Source organism: Lysinibacillus sp. BPa_S21 (genome assembly GCF_023337795.1).
In the GTDB taxonomy this organism is placed as follows: Bacteria; Bacillota; Bacilli; order Bacillales_A; family Planococcaceae; genus Lysinibacillus.
In genome coordinates this window covers 232425-256304 of sequence record NZ_JALIRS010000005.1, presented here as the reverse complement: position 1 = coordinate 256304, position 23880 = coordinate 232425, and the positions used below count along the sequence as shown (strand labels likewise).

Sequence of the window (23880 nt, the reverse complement as noted above, 5' to 3'; positions counted from 1 at the left end):
ACTAACCCTTCTTTCACAATTAAGATTGGTTCCAGATGATCAACTTCATCTCAGTCATTTCTTCGATTGCATATTTTAAGCCTTCACGACCTGTACCACTATTTTTAATACCGCCATAAGGCATGTGATCTACACGGAATGTTGGCACATCATTGATAATAACGCCACCCACCTCTAAGTTGTCCGCAGCTAATAATGCATTTGGCACATTATTTGTGTAAATACCCGCTTGTAAGCCGAATTCTGAATTATTTACGGCGCCAATGGCATCATTTATTTCTTTAAATGTGTTCACTACCACTATAGGAGCGAACACTTCATTACAAGATACTTTTAAGAAATCTTTAGCATCCAAAATAATTGTTGGCTTTAAAACGCCATTTTCCTCATGACCTCCAGTGATAATTTGTGCGCCGTTTTCTTCTGCTTCGCGAATCCAATCTAGCGAGCGTTGTAAATCCCCTGGTGATACAAGGGCAGAAATATCAGTATCTTCAGCTAGTGGATCACCGAGCTTTAATTGATTAGTAGCATTGATAAATAGCTCAACAAAAGTGCTAGCTACGTCCTCATGAACAAAAATACGTTGAGTAGAAATACAAACTTGTCCCTGGTTGGAAAATGCCCCCATAACACAACGATCAATAATGGATGAAACATCTACATCTTTATCAATAATTAGCGCTGAGTTTGAGCCTAACTCTAATGTAGTGCGCTTGAATCCAGCTTTTTGAGAAATTTGGTAGCCGATCTTGGGACTTCCTGTAAATGTAATCATTTTAATCTCATCATGTGCTAATAATAAATCGCCGATTACACTACCTGGCCCAGTTACTACGTTTAATACGCCATCTGGTAGACCAGCTTCTTTGAATAAACCTGCAATATATAACGCAGATAATGGGGTTTGAGAAGCAGGTTTTAAAACGATTGAATTGCCTGCAGCGATAGCAGGACCCACTTTATGAGCGACTAGATTGAAAGGGAAATTAAACGGTGTGATAGCACCTATTACTCCTAGCGGCTCTCGTTTTGTATAACCAAATCGATTTTCTCCGCTTTGTGCAGCATCTAATGGAATCACTTCACCATAAATGCGTTTTGCTTCCTCTGCGGCAAATTGGTATGTTTCAATCGTTCTGGCAATTTCAGCACGTGCATATTTTAAAGGTTTGGCAAGCTCCAGTGCGATAATTTGCGCTGCCTCTTCTTTGCGTTCCTCTAATAGCTTCGAAACTTTTTCTAATATTCCGAATCTTTTACGGGCAGTGAATTTTGAAAAACTTTTGAAGCTTTGTGAAGCATGTGATATAGCTGCATTCACTTGTGATTCATTGGCAATGGCAATTTCAGCAATTAAATCTTTAGAGTAAGGAGTGTAGAGAGAAGAATAATTTTCCGTCTCTACTTCTTTACCAGCGATGAATAAATTATATTTTTTCATATTATTTACCTAAAGCCTCCATTACTAAATGATGGAATTGAACAATTGCTAATTCAGATGGCGAATAATGTCCTTTCGTAAATGCCTGTGACTTAAAGCCGATTTGCTCCAGTTCAACTAGTTCGATATCCTCTACGCGAACCTGCTCTGCGAAAGACATTAAATCACGTTCTTCTTGTGAAATCTTTTCTAAGCTATCCTCTCGGAAATAGTAGGTGTAAACAATCGTTGTATTTTCATGATCGATTGGTACTAGCTCTATCGAAGCGATGTTTCCTGGACCTGGATAAACCGTTAACATTAAGTTTGGATACAACCAGTAAAATTCACCTCCACGTAATTCAGCCGAATCTAAGTCAACATCACCCATTTGTTTGTCTGGTTGAACGATTGATGTTTGGAACGAATAATTTTCACACGTAAAGATTTGGTAAGCATCCATATCTAATGTAGCGATAAAGCTTGGGTGAGCAACGTGGCAATGATCACACTCTAAATAGTTGTCATTGAACGCTTTCCAATTCGCTTTTAAGTGACGTGTTTTACGATAAGTGAACGTTAAATCTGATAAGAAACCTAGCTTTTCTAAACGCTCATGTAAATCCCCATATGTTTCAATTAATGGCTTCGCTTCTTCATCAAAATTGATGAAAATAAGTGAGCTCATTGTTTCAAGACGAATAGTACGTAAGCATGCATCTTTTACGCACTCGTCTTCACTTGGGAAGTTTGGAGCGCGGTTCAGTGAGCCATCCGTTTTGAATGACCAGCCATGATACATACATGTGAAAATTTTACGTTTCCCAGAATCCTGTTTTTCTAATTTTGTTGCACGATGAGGACATACGTTATAGAATGCGCGTAATTCACTATCGAAGCCACGAGTAATAATAATTGGTTCCCCTAATACATCGGCAGTAAAGAATTGTCCATTTTCTTGAACTTGATTCAAATGCCCAACTAGATGCCAAGTTTTATTGAAAATATGTTTTTTCTCCTCTTCCAAAATTGCTGGGCTTGTGTACATCTCATAAGGCATAATACGAGAATAAACTTTGTTTGATAAGTCTTGAACTTTGTTGTAAGCCATTTAAAATTCCCCCTCAGAAAATTAATATTATAATATATATCACTAGTCAAATGGACTATCAGATACCAAGATTGAACCGGATGGACAGCCTTCAACTGCATCCTCTAAATCATCTAAAAAATCGTCTGGTACAGCCGTGCACCCTTTATTATCATCTAAAGTACAGAATGCGTAGCCATCTGCTGTGTAATTAAATAGGTCTGGAGCGTTAGGATTACAAGAGCCACATGCGATACAAGTGGTACGATTTACTTTAGTGTATTGTGCCATTTAAAAACCTTCTTTCGCACCCATGATGGATGTGCTGTGTTGTGGTTGTACTGTTGCTTCAGGATTGATGGAAACCTTTGCATTACTTATAGCGATTGGTGCTTCACCAAAACCTGTTGCGATTAGCTTTACTTTTCCATCGTATGTACAAATATCTCCAACTGCATAAATGCCTTCGATATTTGTCTGCATTTTTGAATTGACTACGATAGATTGTTCTTTTATTTCTAATCCCCAGTTAGCGATTGGTCCTAGAGAAGAGATAAAGCCAAAGTTGACTAATACGTCGTCAATATCATTCAATACTTTTTGTTCATCAGCTTTTGCATGCTTTAAAACTACTTGTTCAACTTTGGAATCTCCTACAAAGCGATCTGGTCGATAGGGAGTAACAATTTCAACTTTAGATTGCAGTAGTTGTGACACACTATGCTCATGTGCTCTAAATTTATCTCGACGGTGTATTAGGTAAACTTTATTCGCAATAGGCTCAAGCATTAACGCCCAATCTACTGCAGAGTCTCCACCACCTAAAATTGCTACATTTTTGGATTGGAATTGATCCATATTTTGAACAAAATAATGAACATTCGCGTCTTTAAAATGTTCTTCGTTTGGAACACCAGCTAGTTTCGGTGTAAATGAACCATTTCCAGCTGAAATGATAATTGTCTTTGAATAATGCTTTTGAATAGTTGTTTCAATTTCAAAATATCCATTGTCTAATTTTGTAATAGTAACAACTGACTCCCCTAAGCTTTTTAACACAGGGAATTGCTCCATCTGTTCTATTAAATTATCAATTAGCTCCTGCGCGCGAATTTTTGGAAACCCCGCAATATCATAGATATATTTTTCGGGATATAATGTTGAAAGCTGACCTCCTAGAATAGGGAGGCTATCAATTATATTTACAGACATTTCTCTCATACCAGCATAAAATGCCGTGAAAATGCCAACAGGTCCTCCCCCGATAATAGTTGTGTCATAGTATTTTTCCTCAGAAATTGTTGACACGGTTGAATCATCCTCCTTTTATGAAATAAATAAGGCATCAGTGACTCTTTACGAAATTGAAATCGAACTATATTATTTATTAAAGTTAATAGCGCCTATACATATCTACTAGCAGGAAGCGTGCCAATCTCTAAAAATGTTGAAATTTAAAGAGTTTAATTTTTAGAATATTAAAAAAACCATTGCATTGATTCATTTTTGGTTCATAAATAGAGGGTTTTGATTCACTTTTGGTTCAAAATAAGGGGGGAAAGCATGGAATTAACATTAGATTTTCTAGTTGAATTATTAGATTACGCATCTGATGAGATCTATGTACTTGATAAGGATTTAAAAATAATATTCGTTAATAAAGCTTGTGAGCGGCATTATGGCTTGAGGAAAGATGAAGTGCTTGGTAAACATAATGATGAATTTTTAGAAAGAGGCTTTTGGAAGCCATCTATCATCCCTAGTGTGCTAGAAAACGAAGATATGATTACGTTAAAGCAACGTACTTTTATAGGAAAAGAGCTACTTACACGAGCATATAAAATTAGGGATGATCATGGGGAGCTGCGTTATATTCTTTGTACAGCTACTGATATTCATGCATTAGAACGCAGACAATATGAAGAAAAAATTCAACGAAAAGAAGATGTGTTGCAAATAAAAACACCGACATTAGTATTTAAAAGCAAAAAGATACAATCCATTTTAGATTTCTGTAAAAAGATTGCTAAAACAGATACAACAATTCTTATTCATGGTGAGTCTGGAACAGGTAAGGGAGTTTTCGCCAAATATATACATGCGATTAGTACAAGGGCTAACCAAGCATTTGTCAGCATCAACTGTGCCTCTTTGCCAGTAGATTTAGTAGAATCAGAGTTATTTGGCTATGAAAGTGGAGCTTTCACTGGGGCAAAATCGAAAGGTAAGGAAGGTCTATTTTCAATAGCAAATGGAGGCACAATTTTCCTTGATGAGATTGGAGAACTGCATTTATCGACTCAGGCAAAACTATTGCAGGCCATTCAGGAAAAAACGTTTATGCCTATCGGATCTACTAAAGAAAAGACAGTAGATGTTCGAATCATAACGGCTACAAATAGAGATTTATGGAGGATGGTTGAGGCGGGCACATTTAGGGAGGACTTATTTTATCGATTAAACGTCATTGATATCGAAATGCCTCCTTTAAGAGAAAGAAAAGAGGATGTGCTGCCTTTAATTTACTCCTATTTACACAAGTTCAATGAAAAATTCCAAATGAGTAAGACCATTTCAGATCGTTGTATCAGCGTGCTAACACAGTATGAGTGGCCAGGAAATGTGAGGCAGCTAGAGAATTTAATGGAGCGATTAGTACTCACAAGTGATTATGTGATTGATGTTACAGATTTACCAGATGTTATTATGGACAACATTGATGGGAAGTTAGATTTGAATGAGGATGAGGAAATGTGGACGTTAGATAATCGAATTGAAATAGTAACGAAGCAGATTGTAGAAGAGGCCTATCAATTGAAGAGAACAACTCGTGAAGTTGCGAAATATTTAGGTATTAGCCAATCACGTGCAACGAGATTAATTCAAAAATATAAAATAAATGAAAATCTATAAAATGAGATTTCTGTTTAAAAAATAAGTATTCGTAAATGAGGAGAGCTATGAATGATTTCATGCTCACCTTGTTTACGAATTTTTTTGGTATGAAAACTGCTTATGAAAAAGGTAATAGGATAAAGAAAGTAGGAATGTTGTATGACTCACAAACAAGCAACTATTATTTTATTTGTCGTTTCTATTGCCTGGGGATCCTCATATATTTTTATGAAGATGATGGATAGCTATGATTCACTATATTCAATCATTATTTTTCGATTTGGCATAGCATTCATTCTAATTTTCCTTGTATTTTTCAAAAAGATGCTATCGGTCGATTTGAAAACGTTGGGATATAGTGCGATATCTGGTACTTTAATATTCGCTACATATTTAGCATTAATGTACGGTATAAAAACAACTTCAGCTTCTACAGCAGGTTTTTTAGCGAGTACTTCTGTCATATTCGTTCCGTTATTTATAGCGATTAAAACTAGAAGATTACCAGCTAAAAAAATTATCATTGGTGTCGTGTTTGTCATGACAGGCATGTTATTTTTGTCTTTAGGTGATGGATTAGTACTCACGACAGGTTCGATATTTTGTATAGTAACGGCGATTGTCTATGCGTGTCATATTCTTTTGACGAATGTGTTTATACGTAAAGTAGATGCATTTTTATTAGGAGCCTATCAATTGGCCTATACAAGTATTTATGGTGTTATTTTTAGCTTTTTTACGAATACGTTTTTTGTTCCAAATAAATTTATAGAATGGGTACCAATACTAGGTCTTGCTATCTTTTGTTCTGCGTTTGCATTCGTGATGCAAACGATTGCCCAACAATATACATCTCCAGAAAGTACTGCCTTTTTATTTGCATTAGAGCCGATATTTGCAACTATTTTTGCCATTATCTTTTTAAATGAAATGTTTACGGCGTTAGAGTTTTTTGGAGCGGCCTTGATATTGGTTGGGGTAGGTATTGTTAACTTACAGCCAAGAAAACCTAACATCAATTATGTTGAGACATAGTTGTATCCGGATTTTTCTAACATGCTAATGGTTAACTGGTCAGCACTGTATATGTGGTCAAGATGCAACAGGATAATAACGAGAATTAGTTAAAGGACATAAACAGGGGGAAAGCGAATAGTATTTATAGCAGAGGTTACATAGGTGGAGGTCTGTGATGAAAAATTTTTCTGTTACCTTAAAAGAGGGGCAAATATTGAATTATAAGGTTTATGGTAGTAATGATAATAGTAGAGCTGTCATTTATTTTCATGGTTTTGGTTCATCAGCTTCTGGATTATACATAAATGAAACTGATTTAGATATTAAAAATGTATACATTATAGCTGTAAATCGACCTGGTTATGGAAATACTAGTCTGAAAAACTATAATATGACTGGCTTTTCTAAAGATATTAAAACGCTACTAGAAAAACTCAACTTAGATAAAGTAGATATAGTTGGTTGGTCAGCGGGAGGATTGTATGCACAAGTTTTTGCCTCAATGTATCCTGAGTATGTTAAGTCTTTAACCCTCGTAGGCAGCGCTATTCCGTTGAAAGGGGAAATAACGAAGAATGCTTTACCACTCAATTGGAGGTTCATCAGTTTTTTAAATAGTTATTTTCCTTTTATGATAAAATATCATTTTAAACAGTTAAGCAAAAAGATCAATCAATCTTTGCAAACAGTCGTCAAAGACTCTATTGATAAAATGCCAGAGGCGGATCAGGAAGTCGCCAATCAAAAGTATTATCAAGAGGCCATAGTTAAAGGGACTATAGACGCTTATCAAAATAAAGGGGTAGCAGTATTTAAAGACGCACTAGCAATGACTGAAAAAATCTCCATTAGCTATGATATGAAGTCTTATAAAGTATATATTTGGCATGGAGACAAGGATCCTATTTGGCCTTTGCAGACTGCCAATGTGCTAAATAAGTTATATACAGGTTGTTCGTTTAAAATAATAAAAAATCAAGGGCACTTACTCTACCTTAGCCATTTTGATGAAATATTAAACGAAATCAATAAATGACCAGGACTCATTTTAAAATTCAATTTATCCTTTAAAATTTAGAATTTGTTGCTATAGAGATAGCTAGATGATTAGACAATCAAGCATTTGATAGGTTTTAGGAATTGATACTGGAGCATTTAGTGGTGATGCCAATTGCACTATTGTAAGGCTAATCCGTTCTGCAATAGAGGAGGGTCATAAAAGATGCGGTGAGTTCCCTATAAAAATACTTAAAGTTGGTATTTGAGCAGAACTAGAAAAATTCAAGAAGTAGTTGGCGTATCAAGAGAAAAAAGAGATTTTCCCTCTTTTTTCTTATTAAAATGTAACTATTACGTGGTTTAACTCATTTAGTGCTTGAGGTTCAATTTTTAAGGTAAATGTTGATTGACCAGAGCCTCCATAAATAAAGTCATACTTAAAAAGTTGTTTATCTATCGCATAAGGTATAGGAAGTCCCACCATTGGGACATTTCCGACTTCAAATCCTGTTACCTTTTTAACTTCTTTTTGAGACGCCATTTTTACTTTAGTACAATTTAGAATGTCAGCTATTTTATCGAAATCTACTTTACCTACGTTTCCTGATATAACCAAGGCAAAGAAACCTTTATCTGTTTTTAGTATCAATGTTGGTGCTGTTTGTCCGACTTCTATCCCAAAATACTCTGAACCATCTTGTGCAGAATGAATATTTTTTTCGTGATGAATTACTTCATAGGTATATTTACTCTTCTCTAAAATCCTTTTTAATACCTTCAAAAAAACACCCCCATGTATATTGTTGTGAACTATTAAATTACCTGCTTCCTACCGCATCGCTATGCTCAAACAGAAATAATATGCGAATCAGCAAAAGGAAAATGTTCGCCCGCTACCCTATGCTCTTGTATATAAAGTAGCATTTTCCTCATGTGCTAGGCTTGAGCCAATACCAAACTACTTCCCACCTCATACCCCATTGGTAAATCAGCATAAGCAGCTGCTTCAATAGGAATACGCATATTAATATTGTAAAAAGATAACTCCATTGAGTATAGAAAAAAGTTATTTCAAAAAATGCTAAAAAGTCAACAAAAGTTGATTTGGAAATCTATATAGGAGCTGTTTATACTAATTACCGAATGTTTTAAAGAATATGAAAGAGATACTTTTCACTTTGTTAAGGAAGAAAAAAATGCTGGAGGCGAACATAGATGAAAATGAGAAATCAATATACGTGTCCGTTAGAATTTACCCATGATATAACAAAAGGAAAATGGAAGCCTATAATTCTATGGCAACTTGCCAAAGGACCTACTTCACTTTCGCAGCTTGTTAGAGATATTCAAGGAATTACTCAAAAAGTGTTATTAGAGCATCTAAGCGATTTAATAGAATTCAACATTGTGGAAAAAACATCCTTTGAAGGATATCCATTAAAAGTAGAGTATCGTTTAAGCGAAAGAGGCAAAAAACTCTACGAAGCAGTAGAAATTATGCAAAATGTCGGTATTCAATTAATGCAAGAGCATGGAATGGAAGATTTCTTAAAACGGAAGGGATTCATTGAATAAAAAAGATACTTACGAAAAAGTGGGTACTGTTCGATGGTTTTAAAGCTCCGTATACTGTTTCTAGACAGTATTGGATTAGAAAGGAGTATATACGTAAATGAACAATTTACAGAATTCAGTTAATAGGCTGCTAGAACAGCAAAATACAGCATTTGTAGGTTCCATCGATCAAGAAGGTTTTCCTCAGGTGAAGGCTATGCTTGCACCACGCGTAAGGGAGGGATTCCATACTTTTTATTTTACAACGAATACATCCTCTATGCGGGTAGCGCAATTTCGTCATGAACAAAGAGCAAGTGTTTACTTTTGCGATCAACTGCGTTTTGAAGGAGTTATGTTTAAGGGGACTATGGAAGTGTTAGAAGATCCGGTAGCTAAGCAGTTAATCTGGCAAGATGGCGACACTCTTTATTATCCTCTTGGTGTAACGGATCCTGATTACTGTGTTTTAAAATTTACCAGCTTGTCTGGAAGGTATTATAACAATTTTTCTTCCAAAAGCTTTGAAGTGTAATGAAGAGAATTATGTTTAACAGAATCAACTGGAAAGCAAGATGATTTAGAAAATTTGCTCATGGTAATAAAGTTGAGAAAAAAATATGTATTAAAGGATAAAAAAACGGGCCCCGCCATTCCTACGCGAGTAGCTCACGTAAAACGTAAGCCTTCGAAATGACCAAGCCCTTCTAATTATTTAAATTGTAGACTACTTCGCTAAATTTAGTCAAAGGTATATGTTGCAAATTTGCAAACGGGTGATAACAATAGTAAGTAGCACTAAAGCCCAGGTACTCGTATGAGCGCCTGGTTTTATTTCAAAAGATTTTCTGAAGATACTTCACTGTGGAATTCATATTGAAAAATGCACATACGAAGAGCGTCTCTATAAGCACCTTCAGTGAAAAACTCTTCTCTAAGTTCGCCTTCTACGTTAAATCCAGCTTTTTTATAGATATGAATAGCTTTTTCGTTTTGTTTATCGACTATTAAATATACCTTGTGTAAATTTAATATATTGAAAGCATACTTCATAGCAAGTCTAGTAACATAGTATGCGTAACCTTTCCCTTGACAGTTAGGATCAATTATAATTTGGAATTCTGCGTTACGATGGATTAAGTCAATCTCTACTAGTTCAACTAGCCCGATAATATTATTTTCATCTTCCGCAATAAAGCGTCTTTCACTTTGTTTATGAATATGTTTATTAAATAAATCTTGTAGTTCAACAAAAGATTCATACGGTTCTTCAAACCAGTAAGACATTATCTTAGAATCATTGTTTAGCTTATGAACATATTTTAAATCTTCTTTTTCTAATGGCCTTAATTTAATTCTATTTTGCATTTTATTCTCTCCCCTAAATACGTTTCTATAGAAAATACTAAACTGTATAGTTACTATATAGTCAAGTAATTACAAAAAGGTGATAAAAATAGCCATTTATGTGTAGCTCCTGTTTGTCCAATCAAGTAGTTTATTCCTGGCCCAAAGCGGCATAACCATCACAGATGGCATTTTGATCGATGGTAAACAAGTATTTTGATAAATATCTAAGCGAGAAGAATGCATTTCTAATCACAAAAGATTGAGGGGAGAGTAGAAAATGACTGAATAGTTTGCTATACTAGTAGCACAATCAGATAGGATAGTTTTCTAGGGTTCCGTAGCAAATGCTAGTCTGGTCCGAGAGAAAACCGCAAATTGATTTTGTGACACGGAAGGATAAAAGCCTGGGAGATACTGTTTACAGCAGTGTTTCTTAGGCTTTTTTATTTGGCTACGGAGGGAAGGGGAGAAAAGTTCAATTCAATAAGAGTGAAGTGCCCGGGAAATTATCGAACTGATCAGGTATGTCGAAGAAATGATCAGGTAGGCCATGAAACTGATCGGGTATGCCGAAGAAATGATCGGGTAGGCCATGAAATTGATCGGGTATACCGAAAAAGTGATCAGGTAGGCCATGAAACTGATCGGGTATGTCGAAGAAGTGATCAGGTAGGCCATGAAACTGATTGGGTATACCGAAGAAGTGATCAGGTAGACCCCGAAACTGATCGGGTATGTGAAGAAATGATCAGGTAGACCCCGAAACTGATCGGGTATGCTGAAGAAGTGATCGGGTAGGCCATGAAACTGATCGGGTATGTGGAAGAAGTGATCAGGTAGGACAGAAAATCGCTCAATATCCGTGTTTAACAATAAAATGGAGGAAATCACAATGAACAAACAATGGTTAAGTGTCGTAATTGCTGCTTTTTTTGAAGTTGGTTGGGTTATTGGTTTAAAGCATGCAGGAAGTGTATTGGAATGGATGGGTACGGCTATTGCTATTTTTGTTAGCTTTTATTTACTAATTAGGGCTGGAGAAAGCTTACCGGTCGGCACTGTCTATGCAGTATTCGTAGGTTTGGGGACAGCGGGTACTGTATGTGCTGATAGCTTATTGTTTGGAGAGCCATGGAAATTAGCCAAAATTTTATGTATCGTCGTTTTACTTGCAGGGGTCGTCGGTTTAAAGCTTGTGACGGGAAATTCTGAAGAGAAAGGGGTAGATGCATAATGGCATGGGTTGCATTATTAGTAGCGGGGCTATGTGAGATGATGGGTGTTTTTATGATTAGTAAATATAATGAAGCTAAAAGTATGAAAAATTTAATGTTATTGATTTTCGCATTTACCTTGAGCTTTGCTGGCCTTGCATTTGCCATGGAAACATTACCAATGGGTACAGCATATGCAATTTGGACAGGAATTGGAGCGGCTGGTGGTGCATTACTCGGTATGATGTTTTTCAAAGAATCAAAGGACTGGAGACGAGTTGTTTGTATAGTCCTTGTTTTAGGGGCCGCGATATTTTTGAAATTATTATCTTAATGAATAGTCATCTGGCATCGGTCGAATCGTTGCTAGATGACTATATTTGATTTTCATTAAGCTTAAAATGGTGGAAGTTTGTTTGATAATTTCCCATCAACTATAGGGTTAGAAGATGAATAAAATTGGCGTAGTAGATCATATTTTAAAATAGCCATTAGAAAAGGGGAATTTGTGTAAATAACCAAATTTGTATCAATAAGAGAATTGAGAGGTGATGAAATGCTATTATTAAAAAACCCATATTTAAGACTGTTTATCTTTTCATGTATAGCAATTATAGCAATTTCTATATTCAATATTTCATATCTTAATAGAGTCTTGGAGGTTGTTTTTGTATCTTTTCTAATGACTATAATTTCTGATCTTGCTTTTCAAAATAAAAAATTCCGAGACTATTCATTAGTACAGAAAATAGCACTTTTCGGAATAAGTGTAGGCATGTTTATTTTAGTTTTCGTTAGTTTAAAGTTACCATAACGGATATAAATACCCGCGAAGAGAGGGTGAATACCCGCGAAGTGAGAGAGAATACCCGCGGAAGAGGGTGAACCCATGAAGTCAGGGCAAATACCCGCGGAGAGAGGGCAAATACCCGCGGAGAGAGGGTAAATACCCGCGAAGTGAGAGAGAATACCTGCGGAAGAGGGTGACCCGCGAAGTGAGGGTAAATACCCGCGAAGCAAGAGAGAATACCCGCGGAATGAAGGTAAATACCCGCGAAGAGAGGGAGAATAGCGGAAGAGGGTGAACCCATGAAGTCAGGGCAAATACCCGCGGAGAGAGGGCAAATACCCGCGAAGAGAGGGTGAATACCCGCGAAGAGAGGGTAAATACCCGCGAAGAGAGGGTAAATACCCGCGAAGAGAGGGAGAATACCCGCGGAAGAGGGTGAACCCATGAAGTCAGGGCAAATACCCGCGAAGCAAGAGAGAATACCCGCGGAATGAAGGTAAATACCCGCGAAGAGAGGGAGAATACCCGCGAAGCAAAGGTATTTACCCACATAAAAAGACAGACAACCGTTGTAGGTTGTCTGTCAATGCTTAAAAATTTATTTTTTTACATCCTTCGTCCATTCAGCAACTTTGTCTTCATTATCTTTAACCCAATCTTTAGCAGCTTGTTTTGGATCTTTGCCATTCATTATTTCTAGCATAACGTTTTCTAAGTCTTCTGATGTCCAGTGGAAGTTATCTAGTACAGAATATACATCTGGTTGATCTTCTTTTAAACCTTTACGAGCAAAAGTGTTAATCGTTTCTTCGCCACCGTAAATACCTTTTGGATCTTCTAAATATTTAAGATCATATTTAGCGAATTTCCAGTGAGGCGACCAGCCAGTTACGACGATGTCTTCTTTATTTTTAATCGCTTTAGCAAGAGAAGTTGTCATAGCACCAGATGAAGATGTTAATAGATTCCAATCTGCTAAATTATCATATTCATCTTTAGCTGTTTCAGTAGCAGCTGTAATCCCAGCACCAGGTTCGATCCCCGTAATTGTTTTATCTGCTTGGTTTTTTAAATCCTCGATCGAATTAACGTCCATGTAGCTTGGTACTACTAGGCCTATTTTGGCACCTGAAAGGTTTTCGCCTAGCTCATCTAGATCATCTTTATATTTTTTGTATTGTGGGGCATGTGTATTGGGTAACCATGCAGCGACCATACCATCTGCTTCCCCTTTTGAAACAGCCTCCCACATAATTGCATTATCAAGCGGTGTTAATGTTACATTGTAGCCTAAATCTTCTAGCACCTGACCTACTACATTCGTTGAGGCAATTTCTGTATCCCATTCAACGTAGGCTAGATTGACGTCCTTTGAGTTACCACTGCTCTTACTTGAATCATCACCACTACATGCAGCTAGCAACAAGCCAAGCCCTAAAGCCATGCCTAATTTAGTTAATGTTTTCAGTTTCATCAAATCTTCCTTTCGTAAATTAATAGTTTTGTATCAAACGACAAAACGTAAATCTAATTACCTCTAGCTTTAGACGGTTTTCTTCTTATTAAGACTTTGCGTTAAGCGGTCTATCACAATGGCGAAAATAACTAGACCTAAACCTGCAACAAAGCCATTCCCAACCTGTGTACGTTGTAGTGCTGTTAATACTTCGCGACCTAGTCCAGGTGCACCAATCATAGAGGCAGTTACAACCATTGACAGTGATAGCATAACAGTTTGGTTAATCCCTGCCATTATCGTTGATTTGGCAAGAGGGATTTCAACTTTAAATAGTTTTTGTCTCGAGGTACTACCATATGAATCCGCTGCTTCCACTAATTCTTTTGGTACTTGGCGAATTCCTAGGTTCGTCATACGAACAGTTGGTGGTAAGGCAAAGATAACGGATGCAAATACACCAGGTACGATTCCAATACCAAAGAAAGCAACTGCAGGAATCAAGTACACGAAACCAGGCATTGTTTGCATGAAATCGAGTATCGGCTTAATCACATTTTCTGCTACCGTTGATTTGGACATTAGAATGCCAAGTGGAATACCTAAAACGATTGAGATGATACTTGAAAACAGCACGAGCGTTGTTGTTTCCATAAGATGTGTCCAAAGACCTTGGTTGTAAATAAATAACAAGCCAATTAATGAAAACGCAGCAAGGCCGAATTTCTTGCCAGTAACAAAAAAGGCAAAAATAACAACAAGTAAAATCAGGATAATTGGGGGAATGCTTATTAATAAATCAGTGACTTGATTCATGAGTAATTTTCCGTTTTTTTGAATTAAGTTAAAAAACACTGAAAAATTACTCGTCAACCAGTCCATAACGGATTCTACCCATGGTCCCAATGGTATAACTGGGATATCGTCTAAAAAATTATTCATGTACAACTGCCTCCTCATCGCTAGTTGAAAGTGCTTCGATGACAACGCCCCGGATGAGAACACCAAGTAAGCGTTCATCTTTTACAACTGCAATTGGAGTAGGAGAATTATGAATCATGCCTAAAATATCCTGTAAAAGCATATCTGGTGGAACGGTCAACATATCTGATTGAACGATTGAATGTACCGTTTGTTCTTGTCTTTTAGCTGCAGCCCGTGCGTCGTCAGCGGTAATATAGCCTTTTAAATGTCGATTTTTATCAACGGCCATTAGTAAACTAACCGTCTCTTCGCGCATTCTTTTTAGTGCAACGGTCGGTCCATCTACATCTACATTGACATATATAGGTCGAACCATAGCATTTTCGGCCGTTAATACTTTAGAGCGATCGACGTCTTCAACGAAAGTTTTAACGTAATCATTTGCAGGGTTTGTTAAAATTTCTTCCCCAGTACCAATTTGAATGATTGAGCCATCTTTCATAATGGCGATACGATCACCAATACGTAATGCTTCATTTAAATCGTGGGTGATAAATAAAATTGTTTTTTTCAAAGTGCTTTGCAAATCGAGTAATTCATCTTGCATTTCTTTACGAATTAATGGGTCGAGTGCAGAAAAAGCCTCATCCATTAGTAATATTTCAGGGTCATTGGCAAGTGCCCGTGCTAATCCAACACGCTGCTGCATACCACCTGATAATTGACTCGGATATTGGTCCTTATAAGCAAGTAAGCCTGCATTTTCGAGAGCCTGCTCTGCTTTTGCTTGACGTTCTTCTTTTGAGATGCCTCGAATTTCAAGGCCATATTCAGTGTTTTGAAGAAGTGTACGATGGGGGAATAAACCGAAGTTTTGAAAGACCATACTCATTTTGTTTCTTCTTACATTACGTAAACTATCTTTACCCATTTTAGAAATATTTTCTCCATCAATATAAATATTTCCGCTTGTAGGCTCGATTAGTCGGTTTAAAAGTCTAATAAGTGTTGATTTCCCACTTCCTGACAATCCCATAATGACGAAAATTTCACCTTCATTTACGGTAAAACTTGCATCGTATACACCAACAGTTGCACCTGTTTCTTTTAAGATATCAGTCTTGCTTTTTTGTTGCTTGACGAGTTCTAATGCTTGGGGAATATGTTTTCCGAAAACTTTAGAAACATGTTCCACTTTTATTTTTTCCAATAGAACCACTCCTTTCGTAGATCAATTCGCCTTGGCGTAATTGATATTGCTTCACTTACGCACTGATAGATTGCCACAAGACATGGCGATCTTAGGCTCCAGTTCCTCTTTTCAGTAGGTGTTTGGACACCCACTGAATGAAGATAAATACTATTTGAGGATAATGATACCCAAATATGAACAAGTAACAACTTTACACTAACAAAGAGTTGTTACTTCTGTCAAATCGACAAATGAGAAAAAATCCGCTTAAACGCTGTTATATCAGCGCTTAAGCGGATTTTAATTTGGGTATAAAAAGCTCTGAACTCGAGCAAAACTTTCATCATTTCCGATAAAGTAAATGATATCACCTTCTTCTAAGGATACATAAGGACCAGGTGATAGTAATAATTCATTTTTACGACGAATTCCGACAATTGTGCTAGATGTATTTTGCCAAAAATTTAATTCCTGTACTGTTTGGTGAATACAAGGGCTTTCAGCTGTCATCTCTAATTGATAGGGGATAAATGGATTGACAGATCGGAAATGCTCAGTTCGACTAATCAGTTGTTTCGTCTTGTCCTGTAGGTTTATTAATTCTTGGTGCTGCTTCTGGATGCTAGTCATAAGCTCGTGCTGAAGTTCATGGACAGATTGAACATCATGGAATTGCCTTACAAAATGCGCCGCCTTTTCATAGGAGATAATAATAACGCCACTGCCCTTGGAGGCTTCCACGATTTCTAAATCTTGCAAAACGGCAATCGCTCTTCTTGCGGTTTCCGCAGAGACATTGTATTGGCTAGCTAGAGATGATCTGGCATAAATTTTATCGCCAATTCGATATTTTCTTTCCACGATTTTTGAGGCCAGATCGACAGCTATTTGCTGGTATTTTGGCTGCTTCACCTGCACATTTTTTTCTAATTGCATTCTTAACTTCCTTTCGTCATGACAGTTACCACAGCTTATTATAGACTAGCCTGCACAGAAAAAATAGCATCTCCATAAGCTATTAGTATATGATAAAAACGTCATGAAGCAGATTTTGTTTCTTATTCATTATTTTTAATAGAATTAGGTGCTGTTGTTTGACAGTAGTTAGTTATTAATATAAACTAAGTTACATTATGTAAGTTATGTGAAAATAAAAGTACTCAGTTAGTGGATATGGCTAACTGTTAACAATAGAAGGTTGGAGAAATTATGACAATTACAACTAAAGTTTTGGATATAGTGCAAGACAAAATGACAATCGTGAAACAAACGGAAACTGAAAGTGTTTGCCTAGTCGGTCCAGTGAAATTACCGGTAAAACAGGGCGATTTTTCAGCAACATTTCAATGGTATAACTGGCTAAAAGTAGATGCCAATCTGTCAAAAGAAGAAATTATTGATGGTTTAGCATCTGCAAATTTAGCTTTTACACAACAATCATCAGTGCTGGTATATGGAGACTTTGAACATGCAGAGGATGCTCTAATTCGCATGCATAGTATCTGTCATACAGGTGATATTTTTGGCAGCCAGCGTTGTGACTGCGGTTACCAATTACATGAATCAATGAAAATGATTGTAGAACATGGTTGCGGTGCCATTTTCTATTTAGCCGATCATGAAGGTCGTGGGATCGGGCTATTCTCGAAATCTCTTGCTTATTTATTACAAGAAGAGGGGTTAGATACGGTTGAAGCAAACCATGCTCTTGGCTTCCCAGACGATAGCCGTTCTTATGAAGACGCCATAACAGTGTTAACTGCGCTTCGTTCAAAACCAGTTACGCTGATTACTAATAATCCGAAGAAACTTGCCGCATTACAGGCACATGGCTTAGCAGCAGAAGGACATGTCCCATTATGGGGAGGATTAACGGAGACAAACCGTTTCTATTTAGACACGAAAGTAGAGAAATCTGGACATTTGCGCGAAGAGAAGTGAGTGGAGGAACAAAGATGACAAAAGATGAAAAATATATGCAGCTAGCTCTTGATCTTGCCGCTAGTGCAAAAGGAAATACGAACCCGAATCCACTTGTAGGGGCTGTACTCGTGAAAGACGGGGTAATTGTTGGAACAGGTTTACACAGAAAAGCAGGTGAACCACATGCAGAGGTGCATGCATTCCGAATGGCAGGAGAGCATGCTAAAGGTGCGACACTCTATGTGACGCTTGAGCCATGTTCACATTATGGAAAAACACCTCCTTGTGCAAACTTAGTGAAGGAATCAGCAGTTAGTCGTGTTGTAGTAGCGATGCAAGATCCAAATCCTGCTGTTGCTGGGCGCGGTATTCAATTGTTACGAGATGCAGGTATTGAGGTAGAGGTGGGTGTTTTGGAAGCGCAAGCTCGCCGTTTAAATGAACGTTTTATTCATAATATGCTGACAAAACGACCATTTGTTTTGGCAAAATATGCGATGACTTTAGACGGAAAAATAGCTGCTCATACAGGACATTCCAAGTGGGTAACAGGTGAAGCAGCTCGTGAGGATGTACACCGTATTCGACATGAAGTGGATGGTATTTTAGTTGGTGTGGGTACTGTTTTAGCTGACAATCCATCTTTAACGACAAGATTAAAAGAACAGTACGGGAAAAATCCTGTGCGCATTATTATGGATAGTTCACTTCGTACACCAGCTCATGCCAATGTTTTGTGTGTAGAAGAAGCAAAAACAATTATTGTATGTAGTGAGAATGCCGATCCCAAAAAAATAACGGCATTTGAGGAAAAAGGCGTAACAGTATTGCCAGTTCGACATAATTCCGAGGGGCTTGTTATTGATGATATGCTTGAAAAATTATATCAATATGGCATTACGGATATTTTAGTAGAGGGTGGCAGTACCATCAACGCTTCATTTTTACAGCAAGGTGCTATTAACAAATATATGATTTACATAGCGCCGAAGATTCTTGGCGGTCGTTTATCATTAACACCTATCGCTGGTCAAAATCCAGCCTCCATGGATGAAGCATTGGATGTGGAATTTGCTTCGTTTGAGCAGGTTGGGCAAGATTTACGTATTATTGCTTATCCAAAGATTGGTGAAGAAAAGTGAATTATCAAGCAGATGTTTGTATCGTAGGAGCTGGGCCGGGTGGAGCATTGCTTTCGCACTTACTAGCGAAAAAGGGTCTTTCCGTAATACTACTGGAACAAAACGCAGCACTAGGGCAGGCATTCCGCGGTGAACATTTAAATGAGGAGGGTGAGGCTGTTTTAAAGAGTCATCAGCTTTTTGAAGCAGTCGAGGAGCTCGGCTTATTACGTATGGAAAAGCTTGAATATTACGTAGAAGGTAGGGCATTTAAAACCATTCTTCCTGATGAAGCTGTAGGGCATTTGGGAATTCATGTGCCGCAAGCAAATCTATTAAAGGGAATTTTACAAGAAACGCAGCATTTTCCGCACTTTTCTTGTTTCCTGAATACGAAGGTAAAGAAGCTCATAGTTGATTCTTTGGGCAGATATACAGGTGTCATTGCTTCGAAAAATGGGGAGACAATTGAAATTAGTAGTCAGTTAATTATCGGTGCTGATGGTCGTTACTCAACGATTCGTAAAGAAGCGAATATTGAGATTCAAAAGCATAAACACGGCTTTGACTTACTTTGGGCAAAAATTCCTGCCCCCGATGGATGGGAGCCATCTATTAAAATGGCATTAATAGAGGATATGCAGCTATCATTGTTTACGCAGGTAGGCGGCTTTATTCAAATTGGATGGAATATTCATCAGGGAAGTTTTCCACAGCTGAGAAAACAAACCTTTACACCGTTTATCAATCAGCTTTCAGAGGCATTTCCAGAGTTAGCAGAGACAGTGAAGACACATATCACATCTTGGCATGACTTTGTTTTACTGGATGTCTTTAGTAGTCACTGTTACAGTTGGGGAACAAAGGGCCTTGTCTTGTTAGGAGATGCTGTTCATACGATGACACCAACTGGAGCATTTGGACTCAATAGTGCACTCAAGGATGCAGAGTGTCTAGCATCACTCTTAAATAAAGATACGCTTGCTCATTTTAACGTACAAGATTTTCAACAAATGCGCGAGCAGGCCATTGACGAAGTATTAGCGAAGCAAATTGAAAAAGAGCAAACATTTGCGGTGAACTTCATAAACATGGCTTCTTGAAGGGAAGAAAGAACAAGATGAAATTTGGTTTTGATATAGATGATACACTCATTGATTTACGAGCACACGCCTTTGAGCTCTATAATAAAAAACTTGGTCAAAATGTTACGCAAGAAGTATTTAAAACTTTGCAAAGGGTTGAAATTCACGAACCTTTTGGTTTAACAGATGCTGAAGGAGCGGCGATGTGGAATCGGTTATTAGCGGAAATTTATTTTACAGATTGTCCTGCTTTTGAGGGAGCATTAGAGGTGCTCCACACTTTAGCACAGCAGGGACATGACATTTATTATATTACTTCACGTCCTAAACAGTATTGTGAGCAAACACAAGCATGGATGAAAGCACAAGGATTTCCTATCACAGAAGGTCACTTTTTCTGTGGAATGCAGGATACAGAAAAAGTAGCAATCATCAAAGAGCTAGCTTTAGATGTTTATGTGGATGATAAACCAGCTGTATTAGAAACACTGCAAGATGTGAATACAAAAGTGATTTTAAAAAATCAATCGTATAACAAGCATGTTGAACTGCCACGCTTAACTCATTGGGATGATTTCGTAAGATTGGTAAATAATTAACTCCTCATCATAGCGTGTAGTTGATTTCCGTTCCGACTGGGCGCTTTCCTGGGGGCGTCCGATGAGCCGCTTCACTCGCGTTGCTCGCTCCAGGGTCTCATCTGTGACGCTGATCCCCAAGGAGTCGCCCAGTCTCCACTCCAATCAACTAATAAGGTCAGATTTTTAATAAAAATCAGCCACAAATTTAGATGATGAGCGTTTTCATGAAGTTATCAGCGATTCCAGGTAAATTATTAGCGGATTTCAAGATGTTATCAGCGATTTCAGACAATTTATCAGCGGTTCCATGATTTTATCAGCGATTCCAGGCAAAAATAATTAAAGCAAAAAACCCGAATGGAAAGCACTTCAATTGAAGTGAATCCATTCGGGTTTATTTTTTTGTTTTTATCAATACAATTGCTTCTCGATTTCTAATGCAACGCCTTGAATAGTGTCAATTAATAAATTTTCATCATAGTCACTATAGCGTACTTCTGGTATAACAAGTGACACGGACGCAATTATTTGGTTGGATGCATTTAAAATCGGTGCAGATACAGAGCATGCTCCACGCACACGTTCACTATTACTTTTCGCAAACCGTTGTAAACGGATCTGCTTTAATTCCGTTAACAGCTGCTCTTTTGAAAGTATAGTATTATCAGTGATACATTCAAGACTTATATTCTCTACATATTCTTCAACATTCGGCATAAATGCGAGCAATATTTTAGATGATGCACCTGCATAAAGGGGAGAGGTGTCACCTACAAACATTTTCGTTGACAGCGGATATGTTGAATCGTAGTTTACAATACATCGTCTTTCCAAGCCATCAATAATATTCATGGAAACACTTTCGCCGATTTCTTCGTTTAACTTTTTTAAAATAGGCTCTGCGACAATAAGTAGACTTGATTCTTCTTTTACTAAATTACCTAAATACAGAAGTGAATGACCTAATTGATAGCGCTTAGTACGTTCATCTTTGTGAAGAAAGCCTTCGTACACAAAGGTAGAGACGAAACGCTGTAAACTCGAAATGCTGATCCCTGTTTTTTTGCTTAACTCTGTTAGGGAAAGGTTTGGTTCATCTTTTGAGAAAGCTTTTAATACTTTAATAGCTTTGTGCAGCGATGACATTGTATAGTTTTTTTCGAAAATCTCCTGATTCATCCCGTCACCTACGTAATAAAATTTTCTTCGACAACCGCCGGAGGATTTATCTTCTGAAATATATTTTATCTATATTATAGCGTAATTTTATTGTTGTAGAGTGGACTTTTGAAAATCATTTGTATGTTCTCCAAGTATCGGAGGAGCTTGTTTATATTGAATATTTAAATCAGAGAACTTTAACGGGTTTTTGATGAATCTGATTGTCCCGTATTGTTCGTGCTCTATTTCACCAATCATGTCGCGGGCCTTAAATTGCGGTTGTTCTAGTGCTTCCGCAATCGTGTTCACACGTCCGCCTGGAATTTTGTATTGTTGCAATAAGGTAATCCATTCATCCCGTGTTTTTGTCATGGTCATGTCAGTGATCATCAGAACTAGCTCCGCTTCGTGTTGCTTGCGCATTGTATTTGTGACAAAGCGCGGATCATCGGCCCATTCTGCACGATTCAACATCGTGCAAAACTTTTTAAATTGACCATCTGTCCCAACGCAAATCATTAAGGGGCCATCCGCACAGTTAAATACTTGATAGGGCGCAACATTATTATGACGATTGCCAAGACGTTCTGAGATAAAGCCTGTATTGATATAAGCGCTTGCTACATTTGCTAAGCTGCTCATCTGAATGTCTAATAAAGCTAAGTCAATAAATTGCCCTGTATTGGTTTGATCGCGCATTCGTAAGGCGGCTAAAATACTAATGACGACATAATTAGATGTTAAAATATCTGCAATAGGGACACCGACTTTTGTCGCTTCTCCTTCAGGTGAGCCTGTGACATGCATTAAACCACTCATTGCTTGAATAACTGGATCGAAGCCTGGTTCTTGTGCAAGAGGACCTGTTTGACCGAATCCTGTAACAGCGCAATGGATAATTCTAGGATTCACTTTTCTTAATTCCTCATAGCTGAGTCCCATTCGCTCCATGTCCCCCGTTTTAAAATTTTCGAGTACGACATCGGCATCTTTGACAAGTTCTTTAAATTTTTCTCTGCCATCTATTGTCTTTAAATCTAATGTGATCGATTTTTTATTGCGATTGGCACATAAATAATACGTACTCTGACCATTTACAAATGGCCCCCAATCACGCATACTATCAGAGCCATTTGGATGTTCTATGCGTATGACTTCTGCTCCTAAATCTGCCAACATCATGGAGCCGGCAGGGGCAGCATAAACACGCGATAAATCTAACACTCGAATATTTGCAAGAGGTTGCATCGTTCTTCCTCCTTCACACGTCATTTATAAACAGGCTTACGTTTTTCTACAACTGCGTTGACACCCTCTTTAAAATCATCTAGCTCTGTTACAATAGCCATTTGTGATGAAATGTAATCAAGGGCAGAACGTAAATCCATTCGTTGACTTTGATAAACAGCACGTTTAATGAATTGCAATGTTGTCGTTGGGCGACTTGCTAATTCCTTTGCATAATTCAATGTGTATTCTTCAAGCTCATGGTCTTCAACAACAAATGTCACAACACCTTTGTCTTTTGCTTCGTCAGCAGTTAATACACGAGCTGTCCAGAACATGTCCAATGCTTGATCGATACCGATTAATTTTGGTAAATAATATGCTCCACCGTCGCCCGGCACAATTGCAACGTTGATGTAGCTTTCAGAAATCTTTGTAGATTTTGCAGCAATCCGTATATCGCACATTAAGGCCATATCAAGTCCTGCACCCATGGCAAACCCGTGTACCTGTGCGATAACGGGTTTATCGATTTCTTCAAGAAGTAGGGGGATACGCTGAATCTTTTTCCAAAGTGAATTTTTTCGCGCTAAACCTGTAGAAGAAATATCGTCCTCGCTTTGGAAAAATCCTTCACCAGCTTGCATCGCCTTAATGTCTCCACCAGCACAAAATGATTTTCCATTCCCTTTTACGATGACGACACGAATATCCTCTGAATCACGAACATTTTCAAGCGCTTCAATCCATTTTGAGATCATTCCTTCACTAAAAGCATTGTACGCCTCAGGTCTATTTAATGTTATTGTGGCAACGTGGTCTTGCACATCAAAAAGTAAATCAGTCATTGTTAACACTCCTTATTAGTAGTTTGTTAC

General features: G+C 37.6%; 24 protein-coding genes and 1 riboswitch. Of the genes, 11 read left to right on the top strand and 13 right to left on the bottom strand.

What is annotated here, in order from left to right:
• Positions 1 to 19 precede the first annotated feature (19 nt).
• Genes MOK21_RS12780 through MOK21_RS12765 form a run of 4 tightly spaced genes read right to left on the bottom strand, consistent with a single transcriptional unit; the run spans position 20 to position 3812 of the window.
• Positions 20 to 1444: an aldehyde dehydrogenase family protein gene (locus MOK21_RS12780; protein WP_249074373.1), complete on the bottom strand. Its 1425-nt coding sequence runs from the start codon at positions 1442 to 1444 to the stop codon at positions 20 to 22.
• A gap of 1 nt (position 1445) precedes the next feature.
• Positions 1446 to 2534 carry an aromatic ring-hydroxylating oxygenase subunit alpha gene (locus MOK21_RS12775; protein WP_249074371.1) on the bottom strand — a complete coding sequence of 363 codons (1089 nt, stop codon included), beginning with the start codon at positions 2532 to 2534 and terminating at the stop codon, positions 1446 to 1448.
• A gap of 42 nt (positions 2535 to 2576) precedes the next feature.
• Positions 2577 to 2804: a ferredoxin gene (locus MOK21_RS12770; RefSeq protein ID WP_249074370.1), complete on the bottom strand. Its 228-nt coding sequence runs from the start codon at positions 2802 to 2804 to the stop codon at positions 2577 to 2579.
• Positions 2805 to 3812 (bottom strand): NAD(P)/FAD-dependent oxidoreductase, encoded by a 1008-nt coding sequence (locus MOK21_RS12765; RefSeq protein ID WP_249074449.1) that lies wholly within the window; start codon positions 3810 to 3812, stop codon positions 2805 to 2807.
• Positions 3813 to 4076: 264 nt separating this feature from the next.
• Between MOK21_RS12765 and MOK21_RS12760 the strand changes: the two genes are divergently transcribed.
• The 3 genes from MOK21_RS12760 (at position 4077) to MOK21_RS12750 (ending at position 7461) form a co-directional block, all read left to right on the top strand.
• Positions 4077 to 5426 carry a sigma-54 interaction domain-containing protein gene (locus MOK21_RS12760; RefSeq protein ID WP_249074369.1) on the top strand — a complete coding sequence of 450 codons (1350 nt, stop codon included), beginning with the start codon at positions 4077 to 4079 and terminating at the stop codon, positions 5424 to 5426.
• Positions 5427 to 5567: 141 nt separating this feature from the next.
• Positions 5568 to 6443 carry a DMT family transporter gene (locus MOK21_RS12755; protein ID WP_249074368.1) on the top strand — a complete coding sequence of 292 codons (876 nt, stop codon included), beginning with the start codon at positions 5568 to 5570 and terminating at the stop codon, positions 6441 to 6443.
• A 157-nt stretch (positions 6444 to 6600) separates the two neighbouring features.
• Positions 6601 to 7461, top strand: a complete 861-nt coding sequence (locus MOK21_RS12750; RefSeq protein ID WP_249074366.1) for an alpha/beta hydrolase — start codon at positions 6601 to 6603, stop codon at positions 7459 to 7461.
• 300 nt (positions 7462 to 7761) lie between these two features.
• Here the strand turns inward: MOK21_RS12750 and MOK21_RS12745 are convergent, their stop codons facing one another.
• Positions 7762 to 8205: an aminoacyl-tRNA deacylase gene (locus tag MOK21_RS12745; protein ID WP_249074364.1), complete on the bottom strand. Its 444-nt coding sequence runs from the start codon at positions 8203 to 8205 to the stop codon at positions 7762 to 7764.
• Positions 8206 to 8639: 434 nt separating this feature from the next.
• Between MOK21_RS12745 and MOK21_RS12740 the strand changes: the two genes are divergently transcribed.
• Positions 8640 to 8999 carry a winged helix-turn-helix transcriptional regulator gene (locus MOK21_RS12740; protein ID WP_249074362.1) on the top strand — a complete coding sequence of 120 codons (360 nt, stop codon included), beginning with the start codon at positions 8640 to 8642 and terminating at the stop codon, positions 8997 to 8999.
• 97 nt (positions 9000 to 9096) lie between these two features.
• Complete coding sequence (locus MOK21_RS12735; protein ID WP_249074360.1) at positions 9097 to 9513, top strand: pyridoxamine 5'-phosphate oxidase family protein; 417 nt, start codon at positions 9097 to 9099, stop codon at positions 9511 to 9513.
• Between the two features lie 296 nt (positions 9514 to 9809).
• Here MOK21_RS12735 and speG read toward each other — a convergent pair whose 3' ends face one another.
• The gene (speG, locus tag MOK21_RS12730; protein WP_249074358.1) at positions 9810 to 10346 is read right to left on the bottom strand and encodes a spermidine N1-acetyltransferase; all 537 of its coding nucleotides are present in this window, start codon (positions 10344 to 10346) and stop codon (positions 9810 to 9812) included.
• Positions 10347 to 10644: 298 nt separating this feature from the next.
• Positions 10645 to 10741, top strand: a riboswitch (guanidine-I (ykkC/yxkD leader).
• A 479-nt stretch (positions 10742 to 11220) separates the two neighbouring features.
• On the opposite strand from speG, the gene MOK21_RS12725 reads away from it, so the two are divergent.
• A complete protein-coding gene (locus MOK21_RS12725; RefSeq protein WP_249074356.1) occupies positions 11221 to 11562 on the top strand; it encodes a DMT family transporter in 342 nt (113 codons plus the stop codon).
• Positions 11562 to 11876, top strand: coding sequence for a DMT family transporter (locus MOK21_RS12720; RefSeq protein ID WP_249074353.1), 315 nt, complete (start codon positions 11562 to 11564; stop codon positions 11874 to 11876). Before MOK21_RS12725 ends, MOK21_RS12720 begins: the two co-directional genes overlap by 1 nt.
• 1054 nt (positions 11877 to 12930) lie before the next feature.
• On the opposite strand, the gene MOK21_RS12715 is transcribed toward MOK21_RS12720, so the two are convergent.
• From MOK21_RS12715 to MOK21_RS12700, 4 genes are all read right to left on the bottom strand, one after another.
• On the bottom strand, positions 12931 to 13806 hold the full coding sequence (locus MOK21_RS12715; RefSeq protein WP_249074351.1) for a glycine betaine ABC transporter substrate-binding protein: 876 nt from the start codon (positions 13804 to 13806) through the stop codon (positions 12931 to 12933).
• Positions 13807 to 13875: 69 nt separating this feature from the next.
• A complete protein-coding gene (locus MOK21_RS12710; protein WP_249074350.1) occupies positions 13876 to 14730 on the bottom strand; it encodes an ABC transporter permease in 855 nt (284 codons plus the stop codon).
• Positions 14723 to 15922: a quaternary amine ABC transporter ATP-binding protein gene (locus MOK21_RS12705; protein ID WP_249074349.1), complete on the bottom strand. Its 1200-nt coding sequence runs from the start codon at positions 15920 to 15922 to the stop codon at positions 14723 to 14725. The genes MOK21_RS12710 and MOK21_RS12705 overlap by 8 nt, the downstream gene beginning before the upstream one ends.
• Before the next feature lie 282 nt (positions 15923 to 16204).
• Positions 16205 to 16840, bottom strand: coding sequence for a GntR family transcriptional regulator (locus MOK21_RS12700; RefSeq protein WP_249074348.1), 636 nt, complete (start codon positions 16838 to 16840; stop codon positions 16205 to 16207).
• 273 nt (positions 16841 to 17113) lie between these two features.
• Here MOK21_RS12700 and MOK21_RS12695 point away from each other — a divergent pair, with 273 nt between their 5' ends.
• From MOK21_RS12695 to MOK21_RS12680, 4 genes are read left to right on the top strand one after another with little or no spacing between them, the layout of a single operon-like run.
• Positions 17114 to 17845 (top strand): GTP cyclohydrolase II, encoded by a 732-nt coding sequence (locus MOK21_RS12695; protein WP_249074347.1) that lies wholly within the window; start codon positions 17114 to 17116, stop codon positions 17843 to 17845.
• 14 nt (positions 17846 to 17859) lie between these two features.
• Positions 17860 to 18969, top strand: coding sequence for a bifunctional diaminohydroxyphosphoribosylaminopyrimidine deaminase/5-amino-6-(5-phosphoribosylamino)uracil reductase RibD (gene ribD, locus MOK21_RS12690; RefSeq protein WP_249074346.1), 1110 nt, complete (start codon positions 17860 to 17862; stop codon positions 18967 to 18969).
• Positions 18966 to 20051: an FAD-dependent monooxygenase gene (locus tag MOK21_RS12685; RefSeq protein WP_249074345.1), complete on the top strand. Its 1086-nt coding sequence runs from the start codon at positions 18966 to 18968 to the stop codon at positions 20049 to 20051. Before ribD ends, MOK21_RS12685 begins: the two co-directional genes overlap by 4 nt.
• Entirely contained in the window at positions 20048 to 20632 is a 585-nt protein-coding gene (locus MOK21_RS12680; protein ID WP_283164688.1) for a 5' nucleotidase, NT5C type, read from the top strand. The genes MOK21_RS12685 and MOK21_RS12680 overlap by 4 nt, the downstream gene beginning before the upstream one ends.
• A 393-nt stretch (positions 20633 to 21025) precedes the next feature.
• Here the strand turns inward: MOK21_RS12680 and MOK21_RS12675 are convergent, their stop codons facing one another.
• The 3 genes from MOK21_RS12675 to MOK21_RS12665 all read right to left on the bottom strand — a co-directional run bounded on the left by MOK21_RS12675 (position 21026) and on the right by MOK21_RS12665 (position 23850).
• Positions 21026 to 21793 carry an IclR family transcriptional regulator gene (locus MOK21_RS12675; protein ID WP_249074343.1) on the bottom strand — a complete coding sequence of 256 codons (768 nt, stop codon included), beginning with the start codon at positions 21791 to 21793 and terminating at the stop codon, positions 21026 to 21028.
• Positions 21794 to 21880: 87 nt separating this feature from the next.
• Positions 21881 to 23023 carry a CaiB/BaiF CoA transferase family protein gene (locus MOK21_RS12670; RefSeq protein ID WP_249074342.1) on the bottom strand — a complete coding sequence of 381 codons (1143 nt, stop codon included), beginning with the start codon at positions 23021 to 23023 and terminating at the stop codon, positions 21881 to 21883.
• Positions 23024 to 23043: 20 nt separating this feature from the next.
• Positions 23044 to 23850: an enoyl-CoA hydratase/isomerase family protein gene (locus MOK21_RS12665; protein WP_249074341.1), complete on the bottom strand. Its 807-nt coding sequence runs from the start codon at positions 23848 to 23850 to the stop codon at positions 23044 to 23046.
• Positions 23851 to 23880: the final 30 nt, after the last annotated feature.

Excerpts from the sequence above, each read along its gene's own strand:
- MOK21_RS12780 (WP_249074373.1), bottom strand. The coding sequence starts at position 1,444 with ATGAAAAAATATAATTTATTCATCGCTGGTAAAGAAGTAGAGACGGAA.
- MOK21_RS12775 (WP_249074371.1), bottom strand. The coding sequence starts at position 2,534 with ATGGCTTACAACAAAGTTCAAGACTTATCAAACAAAGTTTATTCTCGT.
- MOK21_RS12770 (WP_249074370.1), bottom strand. The coding sequence starts at position 2,804 with ATGGCACAATACACTAAAGTAAATCGTACCACTTGTATCGCATGTGGC.
- MOK21_RS12760 (WP_249074369.1), top strand. The coding sequence starts at position 4,077 with ATGGAATTAACATTAGATTTTCTAGTTGAATTATTAGATTACGCATCT.
- MOK21_RS12755 (WP_249074368.1), top strand. The coding sequence starts at position 5,568 with ATGACTCACAAACAAGCAACTATTATTTTATTTGTCGTTTCTATTGCC.
- MOK21_RS12750 (WP_249074366.1), top strand. The coding sequence starts at position 6,601 with ATGAAAAATTTTTCTGTTACCTTAAAAGAGGGGCAAATATTGAATTAT.
- MOK21_RS12740 (WP_249074362.1), top strand. The coding sequence starts at position 8,640 with ATGAAAATGAGAAATCAATATACGTGTCCGTTAGAATTTACCCATGAT.
- MOK21_RS12735 (WP_249074360.1), top strand. The coding sequence starts at position 9,097 with ATGAACAATTTACAGAATTCAGTTAATAGGCTGCTAGAACAGCAAAAT.
- speG (WP_249074358.1), bottom strand. The coding sequence starts at position 10,346 with ATGCAAAATAGAATTAAATTAAGGCCATTAGAAAAAGAAGATTTAAAA.
- MOK21_RS12725 (WP_249074356.1), top strand. The coding sequence starts at position 11,221 with ATGAACAAACAATGGTTAAGTGTCGTAATTGCTGCTTTTTTTGAAGTT.
- MOK21_RS12720 (WP_249074353.1), top strand. The coding sequence starts at position 11,562 with ATGGCATGGGTTGCATTATTAGTAGCGGGGCTATGTGAGATGATGGGT.
- MOK21_RS12715 (WP_249074351.1), bottom strand. The coding sequence starts at position 13,806 with ATGAAACTGAAAACATTAACTAAATTAGGCATGGCTTTAGGGCTTGGC.
- MOK21_RS12710 (WP_249074350.1), bottom strand. The coding sequence starts at position 14,730 with ATGAATAATTTTTTAGACGATATCCCAGTTATACCATTGGGACCATGG.
- MOK21_RS12700 (WP_249074348.1), bottom strand. The coding sequence starts at position 16,840 with ATGCAATTAGAAAAAAATGTGCAGGTGAAGCAGCCAAAATACCAGCAA.
- MOK21_RS12695 (WP_249074347.1), top strand. The coding sequence starts at position 17,114 with ATGACAATTACAACTAAAGTTTTGGATATAGTGCAAGACAAAATGACA.
- ribD (WP_249074346.1), top strand. The coding sequence starts at position 17,860 with ATGACAAAAGATGAAAAATATATGCAGCTAGCTCTTGATCTTGCCGCT.
- MOK21_RS12675 (WP_249074343.1), bottom strand. The coding sequence starts at position 21,793 with ATGAATCAGGAGATTTTCGAAAAAAACTATACAATGTCATCGCTGCAC.
- MOK21_RS12670 (WP_249074342.1), bottom strand. The coding sequence starts at position 23,023 with ATGCAACCTCTTGCAAATATTCGAGTGTTAGATTTATCGCGTGTTTAT.
- MOK21_RS12665 (WP_249074341.1), bottom strand. The coding sequence starts at position 23,850 with ATGACTGATTTACTTTTTGATGTGCAAGACCACGTTGCCACAATAACA.